The 17,662-nt window shown below is 37.8% G+C and carries 18 protein-coding genes; 13 read left to right on the forward strand and 5 right to left on the reverse strand.

The features are described 5' to 3' along the window. Positions 1–250: 250 nt before the first annotated feature. The 3 genes from AW17_RS08690 to AW17_RS08700 all read left to right on the forward strand — a co-directional run bounded on the left by AW17_RS08690 (position 251) and on the right by AW17_RS08700 (position 2,070). Positions 251–844, forward strand: a complete 594-nt coding sequence (locus AW17_RS08690) for an LOG family protein (protein WP_029275743.1) — start codon at positions 251–253, stop codon at positions 842–844. A gap of 165 nt (positions 845–1,009) precedes the next feature. Then, positions 1,010–1,471, forward strand: coding sequence for a MaoC family dehydratase (locus AW17_RS08695; protein ID WP_029275744.1), 462 nt, complete (start codon positions 1,010–1,012; stop codon positions 1,469–1,471). A 122-nt stretch (positions 1,472–1,593) separates the two neighbouring features. Next, positions 1,594–2,070, forward strand: coding sequence for a hypothetical protein (locus tag AW17_RS08700; protein ID WP_157280249.1), 477 nt, complete (start codon positions 1,594–1,596; stop codon positions 2,068–2,070). On the opposite strand, the gene AW17_RS08705 is transcribed toward AW17_RS08700, so the two are convergent. Next, entirely contained in the window at positions 2,067–2,528 is a 462-nt protein-coding gene (locus tag AW17_RS08705; protein ID WP_029275746.1) for an iron chaperone, read from the reverse strand. The genes AW17_RS08700 and AW17_RS08705 overlap by 4 nt on opposite strands. Position 2,529: 1 nt before the next feature. Continuing rightward, a complete protein-coding gene (locus tag AW17_RS08710; protein ID WP_029275747.1) occupies positions 2,530–2,973 on the reverse strand; it encodes a DUF2721 domain-containing protein in 444 nt (147 codons plus the stop codon). 253 nt (positions 2,974–3,226) lie between these two features. On the opposite strand from AW17_RS08710, the gene AW17_RS08715 reads away from it, so the two are divergent. The 6 genes from AW17_RS08715 (at position 3,227) to AW17_RS08740 (ending at position 11,321) form a co-directional block, all read left to right on the forward strand. Continuing rightward, the gene (locus tag AW17_RS08715; protein ID WP_029275748.1) at positions 3,227–4,855 is read left to right on the forward strand and encodes an acyl-CoA carboxylase subunit beta; all 1,629 of its coding nucleotides are present in this window, start codon (positions 3,227–3,229) and stop codon (positions 4,853–4,855) included. Between the two features lie 167 nt (positions 4,856–5,022). After that, positions 5,023–6,183: a dipeptidase gene (locus AW17_RS08720; RefSeq protein WP_029275749.1), complete on the forward strand. Its 1,161-nt coding sequence runs from the start codon at positions 5,023–5,025 to the stop codon at positions 6,181–6,183. 286 nt (positions 6,184–6,469) lie between these two features. Further along, positions 6,470–7,426 (forward strand): thioredoxin-disulfide reductase, encoded by a 957-nt coding sequence (gene trxB / locus AW17_RS08725; protein ID WP_029275750.1) that lies wholly within the window; start codon positions 6,470–6,472, stop codon positions 7,424–7,426. A gap of 708 nt (positions 7,427–8,134) precedes the next feature. Further along, positions 8,135–10,045: a beta-N-acetylhexosaminidase gene (locus AW17_RS08730; protein ID WP_029275751.1), complete on the forward strand. Its 1,911-nt coding sequence runs from the start codon at positions 8,135–8,137 to the stop codon at positions 10,043–10,045. 59 nt (positions 10,046–10,104) lie between these two features. Continuing rightward, positions 10,105–10,701, forward strand: coding sequence for a hypothetical protein (locus AW17_RS08735; RefSeq protein ID WP_029275752.1), 597 nt, complete (start codon positions 10,105–10,107; stop codon positions 10,699–10,701). 248 nt (positions 10,702–10,949) lie between these two features. After that, on the forward strand, positions 10,950–11,321 hold the full coding sequence (locus AW17_RS08740; RefSeq protein WP_029275753.1) for a diacylglycerol kinase family protein: 372 nt from the start codon (positions 10,950–10,952) through the stop codon (positions 11,319–11,321). Here AW17_RS08740 and AW17_RS08745 read toward each other — a convergent pair. The 3 genes from AW17_RS08745 to AW17_RS08755 all read right to left on the reverse strand — a co-directional run bounded on the left by AW17_RS08745 (position 11,310) and on the right by AW17_RS08755 (position 13,079). Then, positions 11,310–11,876, reverse strand: a complete 567-nt coding sequence (locus tag AW17_RS08745) for a DUF922 domain-containing protein (protein WP_157280250.1) — start codon at positions 11,874–11,876, stop codon at positions 11,310–11,312. The two genes, AW17_RS08740 and AW17_RS08745, sit on opposite strands and share 12 nt — an antisense overlap. A 119-nt stretch (positions 11,877–11,995) precedes the next feature. Next, positions 11,996–12,595, reverse strand: coding sequence for a hypothetical protein (locus AW17_RS08750; protein ID WP_029275755.1), 600 nt, complete (start codon positions 12,593–12,595; stop codon positions 11,996–11,998). Then, positions 12,582–13,079: an RNA polymerase sigma factor gene (locus tag AW17_RS08755; RefSeq protein ID WP_029275756.1), complete on the reverse strand. Its 498-nt coding sequence runs from the start codon at positions 13,077–13,079 to the stop codon at positions 12,582–12,584. The genes AW17_RS08750 and AW17_RS08755 overlap by 14 nt, the downstream gene beginning before the upstream one ends. Before the next feature lie 285 nt (positions 13,080–13,364). Here AW17_RS08755 and AW17_RS08760 point away from each other — a divergent pair, with 285 nt between their 5' ends. The 4 genes from AW17_RS08760 to rpmA all read left to right on the forward strand — a co-directional run bounded on the left by AW17_RS08760 (position 13,365) and on the right by rpmA (position 17,186). Continuing rightward, positions 13,365–14,747, forward strand: coding sequence for a dicarboxylate/amino acid:cation symporter (locus AW17_RS08760; RefSeq protein ID WP_029275757.1), 1,383 nt, complete (start codon positions 13,365–13,367; stop codon positions 14,745–14,747). Between the two features lie 111 nt (positions 14,748–14,858). Continuing rightward, on the forward strand, positions 14,859–15,359 hold the full coding sequence (locus AW17_RS08765; protein ID WP_029275758.1) for a hypothetical protein: 501 nt from the start codon (positions 14,859–14,861) through the stop codon (positions 15,357–15,359). Between the two features lie 1,046 nt (positions 15,360–16,405). Further along, a complete protein-coding gene (gene rplU, locus AW17_RS08770; RefSeq protein ID WP_025146774.1) occupies positions 16,406–16,717 on the forward strand; it encodes a 50S ribosomal protein L21 in 312 nt (103 codons plus the stop codon). A 52-nt stretch (positions 16,718–16,769) separates the two neighbouring features. Beyond that, positions 16,770–17,186, forward strand: coding sequence for a 50S ribosomal protein L27 (gene rpmA / locus AW17_RS23575; RefSeq protein WP_083488662.1), 417 nt, complete (start codon positions 16,770–16,772; stop codon positions 17,184–17,186). Positions 17,187–17,662 lie beyond the last annotated feature (476 nt).

The following is a 17,662-nucleotide window of genomic DNA, read 5'->3' on the forward strand; positions in this document are numbered from 1 at the left end:
AAGACAGAATTCCAGTTTAGCGTCAGTCCTGCTATCCCTCCAAGTCCTCGCTCATGCTTCGCTCCGGGCTTTCCGTTTTATCAGGTTTATTTAACAAAGTCGGTGGTTCTTGAAAGAAAATTATACGATTAAACCTCGCAGGTTTTTAAAACCTGCGAGGTTTAATTAAAATAAGTCCTGTAACAGCTTTGTGCAGAATTAAAATTTACAGAAAGCCGATAAAATATTAACTTCGGTAAATTTTAACTAAATGAATAAGCTTAAATCAGTTTGTGTGTATTGTGGCTCAAACTTTAATGGCGATGTAGCGCTGCGTAACGCAATAAAGCAATTGGCAGAAACACTTGTAAAACAGCAGATCAGATTGGTTTACGGTGGAGGAAGTGTAGGCGTGATGGGTGTATTAGCCAATGATATACTCGAGTTAGGCGGTTTAGTTACAGGGGTAATTCCACAGTTTTTAATGGATAAAGAAGTTGGTCATAAAGGGGTAACCGAAATGATTGTAACGGAAAATATGCACCAAAGAAAACAGAAAATGGCCGATTTAAGTGATGGTTTTGTTATTTTGCCAGGTGGTTTCGGCACCCTTGAAGAGTTTTTTGAAGTGTTAACCTGGTTGCAGCTCGGCCTGCACACAAAACCAATCGGCGTATTAAATGTAAATGGTTTTTACGATCCTTTATTTGCTCAAATGGATATGATGGTGCAAAGTAAATTTTTGAAACCGGCCAATCGCGATTTAGTTTTTAATGAAGCAAATGCCGAAACTTTAATCGATAAAATGGATAATTTTTCTGCCATTCCAGACGAGGTTTGGTTTAGAGAAAGAAATCTGAGTTAATTATAGCGAAGTACTTCGGATTATGGTCAATGGCTAATAGTTAATAGTAGCGACGCTTATACTGGTAGGCTATAAACCATAAACCATGAGCCATAACATTCGTAACCATACTGAAAATATAACAATATTATAAAATACCTGATTAAAGGAACTAAAATTACCAAAATGCAAATCATTACCTCCCACGCAGAATTTGAACAATACCTTGGCAAGGAATTAGGCGTTTCTTCATGGCATACCATTACGCAAGAACAGATTAATAAATTTGCCGATGCCACATTAGACCATCAATGGATTCATGTCGATGAAGAAAGAGCCCAAAATGAAGGCCCTTTTAAGGCAACCATAGCGCATGGCTATTTAACGCTTTCATTAATCCCTTACCTATGGAAAGAAATTGTTGATATCCAAAAATTAAAAATGGAGATCAATTATGGTATCGAAAGTTTAAGATTTGCGCAGGCAGTTACCGTTAACAGCAAAGTACGGCTAAAAGCAAAACTGGCTTCTATTATTAATCTCCGAGGCGTAACCAAAGTAAATATGGCTATCGAAATGGAAATTGAAGATCAAAAGAAACCTGCCTTTAGTGGTGAGGTTGTTTTCTTGTATCATTTTGTGAATTAATAGCTTACAATGCAGCGCATTGTTTATCTTTAACGTTAAATAAGAAAAACAAATGCCTCATGATCGTAAACTGGAAATCTTTAAGTTTTATTTTAATTAGTCTGTTTATCCTATCCTGCCAAATGAATAAAGATCAAAATTTGGCTGCCGATTCGTTTTTGCCGATGCAGATTGGCAATTTATGGTACATGAACGCTCAATCTTATACCGAAATCAAGGATACTGTCCGCATTAATAAAAAGCTTTTTTACAAGTTTTATTCATTGGTAGGTGGCGATGCAGTGAGTACAGTTTACTTAAGGATCGACGAGCAGAATAAATTGATTGAGGGCTATCCCGATAGTCCTTTGAAAACTTATACCAGAGCTGATTTCAATGCAAAAATGGGCGATAAATTTTTTACAACTGGAGAAAAGGATGAAAATGATAACGAAGTAACTGTTATTCAAAAATCGGATACCGAAATGACTTTTTCATTTGATCCGATTTATCATCCAAATCTAAAAGGATACCCATCGCAGGTAAAATACATAAAAGGTAAAGGCTGGGCAGAAAAGTTTAAAAAGCTGAAGATTGATGGCGTAGTTTATCAAAATTAGCCTTTACGTTTATATACTTTTTCATATTGTTCAATCCATTCTGCAGGTGTAACCTTTCTGATGAGTCCGGCAATTAATGCGTATGGAATATCATCAGGTTTTTTAAAACGGACGCAACCTTTACCCATATCCAATTTGTATTTGCTGTGTTTAGGATATTCTGCCTGAAACCATTCCAGTAAATCAGTAAATGCGTATAAACCCAAGTGGTGCATAACAATAAAATTCTTTTGCGAACCAATGTTGATAAAAGGTAAAGCCTGTTCTGGTGTACAGTGGTAACCTGCAGGATAAAGCCTGAGTGGAATAACATATCCCAGCATACCATAGGTAATCTGTTCTTCGAAACCAGCTGGCAGGTTCTCTAAAATAGTATCTCTCAATTTCGAAACTGGCGCTTTCCTTTCTTCAGGGAGGCTGTTTAAATATTCTTCTGGCGTATTAACAGGTAGTTGCATATCAATCTTTATCAAATTTCTTTTTAAACCTACTTACAATTGATGGATTATCGAGTTCTTCTAAACTGCTCAATTCCAGCTCCAGTGCTTTTGTACTGATCTGGATTTCTATTAACGAAATGATTAACGATATCATGAAAAATATCAAGCTCAGGGCAAAAAGAATTTCAGCAACGGTATTCCACTCCAAATAAATAAAAAACATACAAAAAAGGCAGCTGGCAAAGCTAAGTACACCAAAAGCCTGCATGTTTTTGATCAACTTTAAGCGGTAACGCAGGTTTTCGATCTGTTTATGCAACGCTGCATTTTTATCGCCATCCTCATATTTCGATTTTAAACTTCTCACTAAACTTGCCAAAGCCAGAAAACGGTTGGTATAAGCCAGCATAATTAAGCTGATGGCAGGAAACAATAGCGCAGGAATATTGATGGTTAGTTCCATTTTTCGGATTTATCCAAAAATATCATTTTAAACGGATAATTAACCACAGAGGGAACAGCGTTTTTACACAGAGGTAAACTGAGAAAATACTTTAGTTATCACTCAAATTGTAGGTAATCTAACCTTAAATAAAGCGTTCAGATCTCTGTGCCCTCAGTGATTTCTCTTGTTTTCTCTGTGGTTAAAAATCGCCTTGTACCAGAAACCGTTTTGGTCAATATTGTTTTTCTAAAATTAAATTTAAATTGCCACCATGAATATCGAATTCAATAAAAATGAGGATGTAAATAAACAGTTGGTATACGAACTGAAAACCAGACTCAAAAAAATATATTTAGGTGGTGGCGAAAAAAATGCGGCCAAACAAAAAGAAAAGGGAAAGTTATTGGCCCGCGAACGTATTGCCTATTTAATTGATAATGATACCAGCTTCTTAGAAGTTGGTGCTTTTACGGCTGATGGTATGTATGCAGCGCAAGGTGGCTGTCCTTCGGCAGGAGTAGTGTGCGGTATTGGCTATGTAAGCGGAAGGCAATGTATGATTGTGGCCAACGATGCCACTGTAAAAGCTGGTGCCTGGTTTCCCATGACTGCAAAAAAGAACCTCCGTGCACAGGAAATTGCCATGGAGAACCGCCTGCCAGTGATATACCTGGTTGATAGTGCTGGTGTATATCTCCCGATGCAAGATGAGATTTTTCCTGATAAGGAACATTTTGGAAGGATGTTTCGTAACAATGCCATCATGTCGTCGGAAGGTATAGTACAGATTTCGGCCATCATGGGTGCTTGTGTTGCCGGTGGTGCCTATTTGCCCATTATGAGCGATGAAGCGATGATTGTTGATAAAACCGGATCGGTTTTTTTAGCGGGTTCTTACCTGGTAAAATCGGCCATAGGCGAAGAGGTTGACAATGAAACTTTGGGTGGAGCCACAACTCATTGCGAAATATCGGGTGTTACCGATTATAAACATCCTAATGATCAGGCCTGCTTAGATAGCATAAGGAACATCATGAGTATGTTGGGCGCGCCTCAAAACGCAGGTTTTGATCGGATTAAACCAGCAAAACCAAAAGAAAATGAAGAAGAACTGTATGGTGTTTTACCCGAAAACAGAGATAAACCTTACGAAATAATGGATATCATTAACCGTTTGGTTGATCAATCCGAATTTGAAGAATACAAAAAAGGCTACGGACAAAGCATTGTTTGTGGTTTAGGCCGTATTGATGGCTGGGCGGTGGGCATTGTGGCCAATCAGCGTAAAGTGGTGAAGTCGAAAAAAGGAGAGATGCAGTTTGGCGGTGTGATTTATTCTGATAGTGCCGATAAAGCTACCCGTTTTATTATGAACTGTAACCAGAAGAAAATCCCATTGGTGTTTTTGCAAGATGTTACTGGCTTTATGGTCGGCAGCCGATCAGAACATGGTGGTATTATTAAAGATGGGGCTAAAATGGTTAATGCTGTTGCCAATTCTGTGGTGCCAAAATTTACAATAGTATTGGGTAATTCTTATGGCGCAGGCAACTATGCCATGTGCGGTAAGGCTTACGACCCTAGATTGATTTATGCCTGGCCAACGGCTAAAATTGCGGTAATGGGCGGTTCGCAGGCTGCAAAAACTTTACTTCAGATTCAGGAAGCCTCTTTAAAAGCGAAAGGCGAAGTAATCACACCAGAAAAAGAAGCGGAATTGTTAAAAGAAATCACCGATAGATACGATAGCCAAACCACACCTTATTATGCCGCATCGCGCCTTTGGGTAGATGGTATTATCGACCCGTTAGAAACCAGAAAAGTTATTTCGATGGGAATTGAGGCCGCCAACCAATCGCCGATTACGAAGAAGTTTAATGTAGGTGTGATACAGACTTAGTTATAATGTGCTGTCAGATGTTACCATCTGACAACCGATGGACTTGTTTTACATCTAAGCATATCTAGGTTTTGAACATAAATTGCCTTTGTTTATTAGTGGTGAAAAAAATAGATGGGAACTCGAGTGTCTGCACTGGTAAAAACAATTAATATTATATTTAGCGCATGAAAAATCTTTATCTTTTTCTTGTCCTTACACTATTGCAGATCAATCTTTTTGCCCAAAATTCAGATAAAATTCATCAAAATGCGATTGTAATCGATACCCATGGAGATATACTGTTCAATCAGATCAAATCGGGCATCGATATTGGGAAACTTCAGCCTAAAGGGAATTTCGATTTAGTGAGGGCCAAACAAGGTGGCTTAGATGTTCAGTTTTTTTCTATCTGGTGTGATGAAAAAGGTGGGTATGCTGTAGCTAACCAGGAAATAGATTCACTTTATAGTTTAATTAAACGATATCCCGATAAAATTAAACTGGTAACAAGCGCTAAAGATCTCGAACAAGCGGTTAAACAACAAAAATTGGCTGCGATGATAGGGGTAGAAGGTGGACATATGATCGAAAACCGTTTAGATTATATCGATAGCCTTGCAAAGCGCGGAATGGCTTACCTCACCTTAACCTGGAACAACAGCACCTCATGGTCGAGTTCGGCAGCCGAAGAAACTTCGGGTAAAGTGAAACCCGAAAATGCGGGTTTAAGTGATTTTGGAAAACAGGTTGTAAAACGATTGAATAAACTCGGGGTAATGGTCGATTTATCACACGTGGGTGAAAAAACCTTTTATGATGCCATTGCTGCATCTGCTAAACCCGTAATTGTTTCCCACAGCTGTGCTTATGCTTTAAATCCCGTTCCGCGAAATTTAAAAGATGATCAGATTAAAGCTGTTGGTAAAAATGGTGGTGTAGTTTGCATTAATTTCTATAGTGGCTTTTTAGATGCTACCTTCAATACCAAACAAAAAGAATTCTTTGCAAAATATGATAACGAGCTTAAAACATTGAGCGCTAAATATGGTAGAAGCAATGCCATTGATACCTTGATTTTCAACCATCAGGCTGATGCCGATGCCACACGACCACCAATTGCACTTTTAGTTAAACATATTAGTCATGTTGTGAAATTAATCGGTATAGACCATGTTGGATTGGGAGCGGATTTTGATGGCGCCGAATCTTTTCCTTTAGGAATGAACAGTGTAGCAGATTATCCTAAAATTACCGATGAGCTGATTAAAAATGGATATTCGGAAAACGATATCAAGAAAATTTTGGGAGGTAATGTAATTCGGTTGATCAGAGAGAATAAAGGGTAGTGATTTTTTGTACTGTAAGATGTTACCATCTTACTTTAAAGTATACCTGAATTTATTGTGCAGTCAGATGTTACCATCTGACTGGTAAAAATCATCACGCATATATGGAGTCAGTGCCAGATGGAAACATCTGACAGCACGAATAGCTTTAAACACCAAAAGCCATGCGCTTTCCGCTTGGCTTATGATGTTAATAAGTAAACTATGTTGACAATGTGCACTTGCCAACAAATATTTAAAGCATTAAATTTGCGCTACGATTAATGAATTTCAAACACACAATATAATGTCACAAGAAAACGAACACGTTCAGTGTTTAATTATAGGTTCAGGTCCTGCAGGTTATACTGCTGCAATTTATGCTGCCAGAGCTGATTTAAAACCAATTATGTATACCGGTATGCAAGCCGGTGGGCAGCTTACGCAAACTACAGATGTAGAAAATTTTCCAGGTTACCCGCAAGGAATCATGGGGCCAGAAATGATGGAAGATTTCCGCAAACAGGCAGAGCGTTTTGGTACCGATATCCGTTTTGGTTATGTAAGTTCGGTAGATTTCTCTTCAACGCCACATAAAGTAGTGGTTGATGAAATTAAAACCATTACAGCAGATACCGTAATTATTGCTACAGGCGCTACAGCAAAATGGCTGGGTTTACCAAGTGAGCAACAATACAATGGTTTTGGAGTTTCGGCCTGTGCCGTGTGCGATGGTTTCTTTTTTAAAGGACAAGATGTAGCCATAGTTGGTGCTGGAGACACTGCAGCGGAAGAAGCAACTTATTTAGCCAAATTGTGTAAAACCGTGCATTTATTGGTTCGCAAAGACGAATTCAGAGCTTCTAAAGCAATGGTGAGCCGCGTGTTAGCTACACCGAATATTGTGGTGCATTACAATACCGAAACCCAGGAGATTTTAGGTAACGGTAAAAATGTAACTGCGGTTAAAGTTTTAAATAATAAAACCGGTGTCGAATCTGATATCGCTGTAGAAGGTTTCTTCGTAGCTATTGGTCATAAACCAAATACCGATATTTTTAAAGGTCAGTTGGATATGGATGAAACGGGTTATTTAGCTACCAAACCAGGTTCTACTTTAACCAATATTGAAGGTGTTTTTGCCTGTGGCGATGTGCAGGATATGTATTACAGACAGGCGGTAACTGCTGCAGGTTCTGGATGTATGGCCGCGCTCGATGCCGAAAGGTACTTGGCTGCTAAAGAGCATCCTGTAGAAGCGTAAAATATTTTAATGCAATTTTAAAAAGAGAAATCAGCAACGGTTTCTCTTTTTTTTTAAGTCGTCTTCTCGACTGAAACGTAGTGGAATGGAGAGATCTATCAACGCTGATCTTGTTTCACTAGGCTTACAATTTCTCTTTTTTTTTGAAAGCAATTGCAGTGGTTCTTTTATTGTTAGTCCTGCTTTGCGCTAAAAGTCCTCGCTGCGCTGTGGGCTTTCCGCTTCAATCAGGTTTAAATACTTGGGCTTCTGCTACTATTTAAAGTTGAATAGCATGCTGCCTAGAATAATTCTTCTACGCTTTGCAGCCTCAAATAGTATAAATGGCTGTGCCATTTAAACCCGACAGTAGTGGCAGCTCCCGATTCTTCATCGGGACTATAACGGATGGCGGGACTATCGTAACCTAAACGCTTCTGTACTTGATTTTCATAAAAGTAGTCGTCATTTCGACTGAAACGCAGTGAAATGGAGAAATCTGCTGTGTAGAAGCTATAAAATGTAGATTTAGCTTCGCTGAGCTTCGGGTTCTCGACTGCGTTGCACTCCGTTCGAAATGACGACCTTTTATATTTAGATTTATCTGCGTTATGCGGTGCAGTCAAACGGTTGATCTCGATTGTAACAAAAATGTGGGATTCGGAATCTGGCCATTATCTCTATCTTGGTTCAAATAATCAAATAAATCTATAAAAACCTAAACACAACATGAACAAAGCATTATCGATTTTTATTGGAGTATTAATCAGCACGAGTGCATTTGCGCAGAGTGATCCTAACCTGGGTATCATACCTGCACCTGTAGCCATTACCAGGGCGAACGGAAATTTCATTTTAGATAAAACCACGGTTTTAGTAAATCAAAGCATCGACGGCGCAAAGATGGCTGATTTATTAAATGCTTTTATTGTTACCAAGGCAGGTTTTGCCTTACGTGAAACTAAAATTACCCAACCTAACCAAAAAGCAATTGTTTTAACGTCTGTTGGAGCAGATCAATTGCCTGCTGAAGGTTACACGATTAAAGTTACCCCTAAACAAATTGTTTTAACAGGAAAAGGTGCAGGTCTGTTTTATGCGGTTCAATCTGCTATGCAGATGATGCCAGATAAAGTTGCCGATAAAATTACCATCCCGGCAGTTGATATTAACGATTATCCACGTTTTGCCTACCGCGGAACCATGTTGGATGTAAGCCGTCATTTCTTTCCGATTTCTTTTATCAAAAAGTACATCGATCAGTTGGCTTATTACAAAATCAATACTTTCCACTGGCATTTAACCGACGATCAGGGCTGGAGATTGGAAATTAAAAAATACCCAAAACTGGTAGAAATCGGTTCTTCACGTAATGGGACAATTATTGGCAATTATCCAGGCAATGGCAATTATCTTACACCAGTTAAGGGATATTATACCCAAGAAGAAGCCAAAGACATTGTTAAATATGCAGCTGCTAAATACATTACGATAATACCCGAAATTGAATTGCCTGGACATGCTTCTGCTGCAATTGCTGCTTATCCTGAATTAAGCTGTTTTCCTGACCGTGATACTTTTATCAGCGATAAAACACCATGGGCGGGTAGCAGGAAAGGTAAACAGGTACAACAAACCTGGGGCGTTTTTGATGATATTTTTGTGCCATCAGCCAATACTTTTACTTTTTTAGAGAATGTGTTAGATGAAGTGATTGCTATTTTCCCTTCTAAATACATCCATATTGGTGGTGATGAAGCACCTAAAACCTATTGGAAAGAATCTACTTTCTGCCAGAACCTAATGAAAGAGAAAGGTCTTAAAGATGAGCATGAATTACAGAGCTATTTTATTCAGACTATAGAAAAACATGTAAACGGAAAAGGACGTTCGATTATTGGTTGGGATGAGATTTTAGAAGGTGGTTTGGCGCCTAATGCGACAGTAATGAGCTGGAGAGGCGAAGATGGCGGAATTGCAGCTGCACAGCAAAAACACGATGTAATTATGACCCCAGGATCGATGGGTTTATATATCGACCACAAACAATCTAACTCTCCTGATGAGCCGGTAACCATTGGCGGATTTGCCCCTTACCAAAAGATTTATGCTTACGATCCGATTCCGAAAGTGTTAACTGCCGACGAAAGAAAATACATTAAAGGTGTACAGGCTAATATGTGGTCTGAGTATATTAAAACCACAGCAAAAGCAGAAAATCACGCTTTCCCACGTTTATTGGCTTTATCTGAAATTGCGTGGTCGCCGGTTGAGCGTAAAGATTTAAAGAATTTTTCTGAAGAACGTTTACCAGCTCATTTGGCCCGTTTAGATAAAATGAATGTTAATTTCTGGGTACCTACACCAATTGGTCAGAGCGATAAACCCTTAACAGGCGGAGAATTTACAATTGATTTAAAAGCACCTGTAACCGGAGCTAAAATTTATTATTCGATTGATTTATCTCGTCCATCAGAAAATGCATTCTTGTACACTGCGCCAATTAAAATTACAGTACCACAAGGCGAAAAAAGAGTATTAAAAACCATTGTTATTGCACCAAGTGGCAGAAGAAGTGTAACCACAGAAACGGTTTTAAATAACGGAGCACCCGAAGTTAAAACAGAAGCAAAGAAATAAAATGTTGCTTTAAAAGGCTAAAATACTTAATTTGGGGCAACCAAAACGTCCTAAATAGAATGAAATTACAGAAATATACATTACAGCATCTCTTGTTAATAACAGGGATGCTGTTTTGTTTTGCATGCACAGAAGAAAAACCTAAAGAAATTAAGACAGAAACTGAAAAAGTGCAGAAAAACCCCTTCCGTTTTTATAAAGATATAGAAGTGAGGCCCGGATTAAATTTCGAAATTGTAAGCTGGGGAAAAGGGGTTGACTCTATTGGGGGGTATCAGATTCTTATGTCTGATTCTGTGCGTAATAATTACAGGTCGGCCGCCGTAGATCGTAAAGGTATTGTGATTGATGCCTGGAATATGGATTTAGACAATGATGGAAATCCTGAATTGTATATTCAGCTCTTAAGCAAAAAAACAGTTTCGGATTTAAATGTTTTTGAATACACGCGTGGCGATTTCAATAAAATCAGTTTCCCTTCTTTAAGTACCAGTCAAAAGAAAGGTTATAACGGTAACGATAATTTTTTTATTAAAAACGGCGACCTGTTCCGTTCTTTTCCGGCAAAAGACAATGCAGATAGTACTAAAACGATTACCAAGACCTACCAATATAAATTAAGTGGAAATAGTTTTTCTACAAGTGAGGTAAAGTAAGGTTTAGGGCAAAAGGTTGATGGTTTAGGATAAAAAGGCGTGACCATGAAGGATCGTTATCTTGAGAGGTTAGTTTTTGATAAAAACATTGGAGTGGATGACATCTACATACCGTAACGTCATTCCCAACTTGATTGGGAATCGTAATGCAATGGGCTTTAAGATTCCCGCCTGCGCGGGAATGACGACCACCACACTAATTCGTCATCCTGAACTTGTTTCAGGATCTATCACGTAATTTAAAAACAATGGACAACGAAAAATTTTTTATCATCGATCGGATCAGGAGCTTTAAATATGCTTTTAACGGACTGAAACTGTTCTTCGTAAACGATCATAATGGTAGGGTTCATCTGTTTGCAGCAATCATTGCGATTGGCCTATCTTTTTACCTAAAAATTTCCAATTTGGAGTGGATTGCTATTTTATCTGTTATTTCTGCTGTTTTTGTGGCCGAAATTTTAAATTCTGCCCTCGAAAAACTGGCCGATGTGGTTTCTCCAGATTATCATCCAAAAATTAAAGTGATAAAAGATTTGGCTGCTGCTGCGGTTTTGGTGGCTGCATTTCTGTCGGTAGTGGTTGGTGCTATTATCTTTATTCCAAAACTATTTTTGTAATTCGGCCATAGCAGCCCTCGATTCTTCAATCTTATCCTGAATAATGTCATCCCACCGGGCCTGCATTTTATGATTGCTGCCATGCTCGGTTTCTTCATCATAGTTACGTTGCATGGTGTCGAAATAATTGCTGATCTGATTGGCGAGTTCGGATATTTGGACTTTATAGTTGCTTACAGCGTAGTTCCGGTTTTTTAATACCCTTTCAGCCTCCAATAATAAAACATACTGAATATCGGCGTGCCCTTGCTCGTGGTGTAAAAGACTTGCCCTAATTTCGGGATCTTTAATTTTATCCCACTTAACCCACGATCTCGTTTTATCAATACTGACATCATTTTTAAGCTTAATGGCAACGCGATTACGGTAAACGGTACTTTCGTAACTATATTTCCATGTCATTGCAGTCAGCGCAAAAAATGGCGAGCGCATATCGGCTTTTCCTTTAAAATGCGTTTCCCAATTCAATTGAATGGGGCCTGAAAAATCTTGTTTAAAAGCAAAAGTACATGGCAGTGCCAGCAAAAATAAAAGGGATATAATATGTCTTTTCACCTGTGTAATTTTAGTTTCAACGCTGGTGAAGCTATCATGATTTAGTTATTCCGTTGTTAAATGGTATATCATGATGGTTTCATGTGTTGGTTTTTACAGTGAAAAAACCGTGCCTAAAATTATTCGGGGGTAGAAATCTGTCCGCTAATGCGCTCAAATTTCTCAATCAATAAAGCTATACGTTCTTTTTCCCTGCTCATCACAGCCTTTCTTAATATCGTTGAGCAAAATAACATCCAGATCGCTGTTAAGCCTACAGCTAAAACTTTTTGAACAGTGTTAAAGTGCGCAAGAATTTCTACAAAATAAAATATGATGCCCAATGAAAGCGCAATCATATAAAACCAATATAAAGAGTTGTAAAGTTTATAACGATTTAATTGATAGGTTTTTAGATTGTTTAAGTATTCGTGCGGGTGAGCGGTGAAATCAGTTTTAGAAATTAACCTGTAATCGCGGTACAGAATTAAGGTATATACGCCAATGGCGGTAATGGTGATGCTGATTCCTACGTGTGTAGTCCACGATTCGAAGTGAAAAAATATCCATAATGCAGCAGTGGTAATAAAGGATGCCAGCATCCCCAAAATGTTCAAAGCAGATTTTAGCTTTAATCCATTTACTTCTTTCTTCGCTTGTTGCAGCATTTCATCAGCAGAAACCTTAACTTCTACCTCGTGCTTTTGCCACAACTCCTGTATTTGATCAAACGCTTGCATACTGGCTATATAGTTCTGTTAATTTTTGTTTAATGCGGTGAATTTTTACCCTCAAGTTGCCTTCGCTTATTCCAGATATGTCGGCAATTTCGTGGTATGGTAATTCATCAAGTACCATTGTAATAATTAAACGGTCATTCTCTTCGAGCTTGGATATACATTTATAAAGTAGGGCAACCTGTTCATTTTTCTCTGAAAATTCCTCTATTTTATTTTCTATAATATTATCTGTTAATTCGTCTTTCGCCTGTCTTTTTTCTGATCTTAAATAAGTTAAACAAGTATTCACTGCAATTCTATAAATCCACGTAGAAATTAAAGATTTGTTTCTGAACTTATCCAGATTTTGCCAAACCTTTAAAAAAGTTTCCTGTAGAAGATCGTTTGCAGCGTCGGTATCGCCAGTATAACCATAACATAAATGGAATATCTTTTTGGAATTTGAATCGAAGATCTCTTTAAATAACTTGTCTTTTTGTTCCATTTAGAGGTTTATAGTTGCGTTTTAGATGATGATGTGCATTTTTTGTTACACCAGAAATCAAAAATAATATATTTTTTAATGTGATTGACTTAAAAGTTCTTAACCACAGATACACACGGATTTTTACATCTGGGTGTATCTGTGGTTAAATTATTTCTGCTTTGCCGAATGGCTTAACTCAATTACGTTGATATATTTTTTAATCTCACCTGTTATCAAAATTTGTTACACGCCGTAAATATCGTAGTTTTACCAAATTAAGAGTACTACAAACTTTTTATATTCATGAAGAAAAACAAACTCACGCTTTTCATTTTCTTAGCGCTGATTGCGGGTATTGCATTGGGCTATATTTTAAATGTCAATTCAATCGATGTCTATAACCAGAAAATACTCACCGCCGATGCGAAAGTTAAAAGTATAGAGGTAAGCATTGCCAAAACTACCGATACCACCAGTATTGGTTATACACAGCTTAAAGCTGAAAGAAAAGCAAATGCTAAAATCAAAAAAGATAACGAAGATATCAGGGAGAAAAAATTAGAATACTTTACGTTATTGAGCGATATCTTTCTTCGCCTGATTAAAATGATTGTTGCGCCATTGGTATTTACAACCTTAGTGGTTGGTGTAGCCAAAGTAGGCGACATTAAAGCTGTGGGTAGAATTGGTGGTAAAACATTGGGCTGGTTTTTGGCCATGTCGTTAATGTCGCTGGTACTGGGTATGATTTTGGTAAACTTATTCGAACCCGGAAGACATATGAAATTATCATTGCCCGATCAATTGGTAAATACGGGTATCCAGAAAGCATCGATGAGTGTGAAAGATTTTATCGCACACGTTTTTCCAAAAAGTATTGCCGAATCGATGTCAACCAACGAAATTTTGCAGATTGTTGTATTCTCTTTATTCTTTGGCGTTGCCACAGCAGCTATTGGCGATTTAGGCCAGATTGTGATTAAAGCATTCGATGCCATTGCGCACGTAATCTTAAAAATGACCGGTTATGTGATGAATTTCGCCCCTCTAGCGGTTTTTGGAGCCATGACCGCCATTGTGGCCAAACAAGGTTTGAATGTACTTAATACCTATGCCATATTTATAGGCGAATTCTATCTGGGATTAGCCATACTATGGGCAGTGTTAATTTTCTTAGGCTTTTTGGTATTGAAAAAACGTATTTTCCGTTTGGTTAATGACATGAAAGAACCTGCACTTCTGGCTTTCAGTACGGCAAGTAGCGAAGCAGCTTATCCAAAAACAATGATGCTTTTAGAGCGTTTTGGCTGTAAAGATAAAATTGTAAGTTTTGTACTGCCATTGGGTTATTCATTCAATTTGGATGGATCAATGATGTACATGACCTTTGCTTCCTTATTTATTGCACAGGCTTATGGCATCCATTTGGGTTTCGAACAGCAAATTTCGATGCTTTTAATCCTCATGTTAACCAGTAAAGGAATTGCTGGTGTACCAAGGGCATCGTTAGTGGTAATTGCCGGCACCATCGCGAGCTTTAATATTCCGGAAGCGGGATTAGCTTTGTTAATCGGTATCGATCCATTATTGGATATGGGCCGTTCTGCAACTAATGTTGTTGGCAATAGCATTGCAACAGCAGTGGTAAGTAAGTGGGAAGGGGAGCTTAAGGAGTCATCAGTCTAGAGTCGGTAGTCTTGAGTCTTATTCAATCATTCATTTAAACATTCAATAACTCAATTATTCAATCAATCTCTCATTTCATAATTAAATATTCATTCAATAATTCAATATCAAGTGTCAAGTAGAGGAAAAAAAATATTCTTAGCCATTACCATTATCGTTCCAATGATCATTTATTGTTACATCTATTATAAACCTATAATACAGAATGCGCCCTTTAGAAAAAACGATTTTGTATCAATGGAATATAAATGGGGAGTAAAAGATACCTTGGAGAACCATTATAATTCTGCAACAGGCGATTACCAGTATGTGAATAATGCAGATTCTGTGGTTCACAAAAAAATGTTCTTAAAAAGCGATGATATTCTGTATATGCATGCTAAAGCCAATGAAATTGGACTTTGGAATTTTCCTGATACTATTGGAAAGAAAAGTGCAAAAGCAATGGCAGTACCGCGTTACGATATTCTGTTTAGATATAAAGAGAAATCTAAGCACGTGATCATTTATGGCGATTTCGATGGTAACCCCAAATTATTGGATGCTGCAGTGCAAATGAGAAAAATTATTGATGGAACGTTAAATCAGGCTGAAAAGAGAACCGGGAAGTAGATAGGGTAGTCCGAAGTCGCGAGTCCAGAGTCTCAAGTCGATTAAATTAAATTGGTGTTTGAGACAGTTAACCGATTAAACCATTGACCAATGAACTAATGGCCAATGAACCAAAAAGACTTTAATAAAGCGTTAAATGTTAGCGTTTTGTTAAAGTCTTTTCCTTTTAGGATGTTTTCGTAACTCTACGAAATATTCGTAACAAGAAAAATGCTTTAACATTTTTTAACGAAGAGAATTAAGTAAGGTCTTTAGCTGCGGAGACACAGATTAACACGGAGAATTATTGGCATTATCTTAAGCGGAAAGAAGAATTTGTCATTCTGAATGTAATGAAGAATCTCTCTAGCTCAACTTAGGTTCTAGGTCTGTTAAGTTAAGATTCTTCACTGCGTTCAGAATGACAGTTAACTCTGACTGGAATACTACCCAGGAAAATATTTGGAAACGAATGGCTATAGATCTATCGGTTGGTGTCTCACCGACCGAACCTAGGGAATAGTATGCTCATAGATGTTTAATTATTATTTGGAAATGAGCGGCTTGTGGTTCTTGGAGGTTTTCAGCCCCGCCATTCGCTGTAGCTCCGATGGAAAATCGGAGGCTGCCGCTGCTGTCGGGTTTAGGAACAAGGTTTCAGCACCAGCAACCCCGAAAATGGAATACTGTTTTGGCTCAATATCCTCAGTTGGAAGCGTTATCCATTGTTGTTAAGTTAAGCGCTTTTAATCACAGATGCGCACAGATAAACACAGATTTTATATCTGTGTACATTCTTTCTATCTGTGGTTAAATTAATGTTCCAGTATAAGCATTCGCTGGAATAGGCAGTAGGGCAGGCTTAGCCTAAGAATTATTAAGCCATGATTTTCAAAAAAATGCAATTAAAATAGTGGTCAAATCGATCTTGAAATCCTTAAATCCTCCGAATCCTGATACCATATGATTTTAGTAAAAAATATTTTCGATATGTATTTGTGTGTTAATTGAATTTGTTCTATATTTGCACCTCGTTAAATAAAAATTAAAAAACTAATATTTAAACAATGTACGCAATAGTAAATATAGCAGGGCAGCAATTTAAAGTTGCTAAAGACCAGCACCTTTTTGTACACAGATTACAAGGAGATGAAGGCGCTAGTATTGAATTTGATAATGTATTGTTGGTTGACAACGGTGGTGCAATTACTGTAGGTGCTCCTGCAGTTAAAGGTGCTAAAGTTTCAGCTAAGATCGTATCTCATTTAAAAGGTGATAAAGTAATTATTTTCCACAAAAAACGTAGAAAAGGTTACAAAAAGAAAAATGGTCACCGCCAGTTTTTCACTAAGATTCAGATCTCTGACATCACTCTATAATTAATTGTTAACCCAATAATTCGCTTTTTAGCGAGTTACAAAATATAAAATCATGGCACACAAAAAAGGAGCCGGTAGTTCGAAAAACGGACGTGAATCGCATAGTAAGCGTTTAGGTATTAAAATTTTCGGTGGGCAATTAGCTATCGCTGGAAACATTTTAGTACGTCAACGTGGAACAAAACACCACCCTGATAAAGGTGTTGGTATTGGTAGAGACCACACTTTATTTGCTTTAGTTGATGGTACTGTAATTTTCAGAAAGAAACAAGATAACAAATCTTATGTTTCTATCCTTCCTATCACTGAAGCTGAAATTGAAGCAGCAGTAGCTAAAGCACCAGTTGCTAAAAAAGCGGTTGTGAAAAAGGAAGTTGTAGCTGAAGAGGTTGTTGAAGCAGCTCCAGTTGCTAAAAAAGCACCTGCTAAAAAAGACGAAACTACTGAAGAAGCTGCACCTGCAGAATAATTAGTACCAAAGTTATAAAGGAAAGTCCCGATGCAAATCGGGACTTTTTTTGTTTTTTATATGGTTCACACTGGTTCATTAGTCACTAGTTCATTGGTCAAATCGGTTAATTGGTGCTAAACTCTTGGTTGGTTAATTGCCCTTCGACTCCGCTCAGGGTGACATATCGAGGGAATCGGTTAACTGTTCGAAACGAGAAGTTCGCCATTGCGAAACCGATCCTTCATTGGATGAAATAATCTCACAACAGTTGCGTGGCCTTAATTTTCTTAACTTCTCAATGGTTAAAAATTAGGTTCATAATAAATTGGTTAATTGATTTCAAACTCAGGTTAACTCTTCAACTCAGCTACGATTGACATATCTACAAAGAAAAATCGTCATTGCGAGGAACGAAGCAATCTTAATGCGCACGCTAGTAGCGATCGTTGTAAGATTGCTTCGTCGGCTGAAAAAGCCTTCTCGCAATGACGATT

It is taken from the genome of Pedobacter borealis DSM 19626 (assembly GCF_000708285.2).
In the GTDB taxonomy this organism is placed as follows: Bacteria; Bacteroidota; Bacteroidia; order Sphingobacteriales; family Sphingobacteriaceae; genus Pedobacter; species Pedobacter borealis.

Coding starts and splice junctions, on each gene's coding strand:
- AW17_RS08690 (WP_029275743.1), top strand. CDS start 251: ATGAATAAGCTTAAATCAGTTTGTGTGTATTGTGGCTCAAACTTTAAT.
- AW17_RS08695 (WP_029275744.1), top strand. CDS start 1,010: ATGCAAATCATTACCTCCCACGCAGAATTTGAACAATACCTTGGCAAG.
- AW17_RS08700 (WP_157280249.1), top strand. CDS start 1,594: ATGAATAAAGATCAAAATTTGGCTGCCGATTCGTTTTTGCCGATGCAG.
- AW17_RS08705 (WP_029275746.1), bottom strand. CDS start 2,528: ATGCAACTACCTGTTAATACGCCAGAAGAATATTTAAACAGCCTCCCT.
- AW17_RS08710 (WP_029275747.1), bottom strand. CDS start 2,973: ATGGAACTAACCATCAATATTCCTGCGCTATTGTTTCCTGCCATCAGC.
- AW17_RS08715 (WP_029275748.1), top strand. CDS start 3,227: ATGAATATCGAATTCAATAAAAATGAGGATGTAAATAAACAGTTGGTA.
- AW17_RS08720 (WP_029275749.1), top strand. CDS start 5,023: ATGAAAAATCTTTATCTTTTTCTTGTCCTTACACTATTGCAGATCAAT.
- trxB (WP_029275750.1), top strand. CDS start 6,470: ATGTCACAAGAAAACGAACACGTTCAGTGTTTAATTATAGGTTCAGGT.
- AW17_RS08730 (WP_029275751.1), top strand. CDS start 8,135: ATGAACAAAGCATTATCGATTTTTATTGGAGTATTAATCAGCACGAGT.
- AW17_RS08735 (WP_029275752.1), top strand. CDS start 10,105: ATGAAATTACAGAAATATACATTACAGCATCTCTTGTTAATAACAGGG.
- AW17_RS08740 (WP_029275753.1), top strand. CDS start 10,950: ATGGACAACGAAAAATTTTTTATCATCGATCGGATCAGGAGCTTTAAA.
- AW17_RS08750 (WP_029275755.1), bottom strand. CDS start 12,595: ATGCAAGCGTTTGATCAAATACAGGAGTTGTGGCAAAAGCACGAGGTA.
- AW17_RS08755 (WP_029275756.1), bottom strand. CDS start 13,079: ATGGAACAAAAAGACAAGTTATTTAAAGAGATCTTCGATTCAAATTCC.
- AW17_RS08760 (WP_029275757.1), top strand. CDS start 13,365: ATGAAGAAAAACAAACTCACGCTTTTCATTTTCTTAGCGCTGATTGCG.
- rplU (WP_025146774.1), top strand. CDS start 16,406: ATGTACGCAATAGTAAATATAGCAGGGCAGCAATTTAAAGTTGCTAAA.
- rpmA (WP_083488662.1), top strand. CDS start 16,770: ATGGCACACAAAAAAGGAGCCGGTAGTTCGAAAAACGGACGTGAATCG.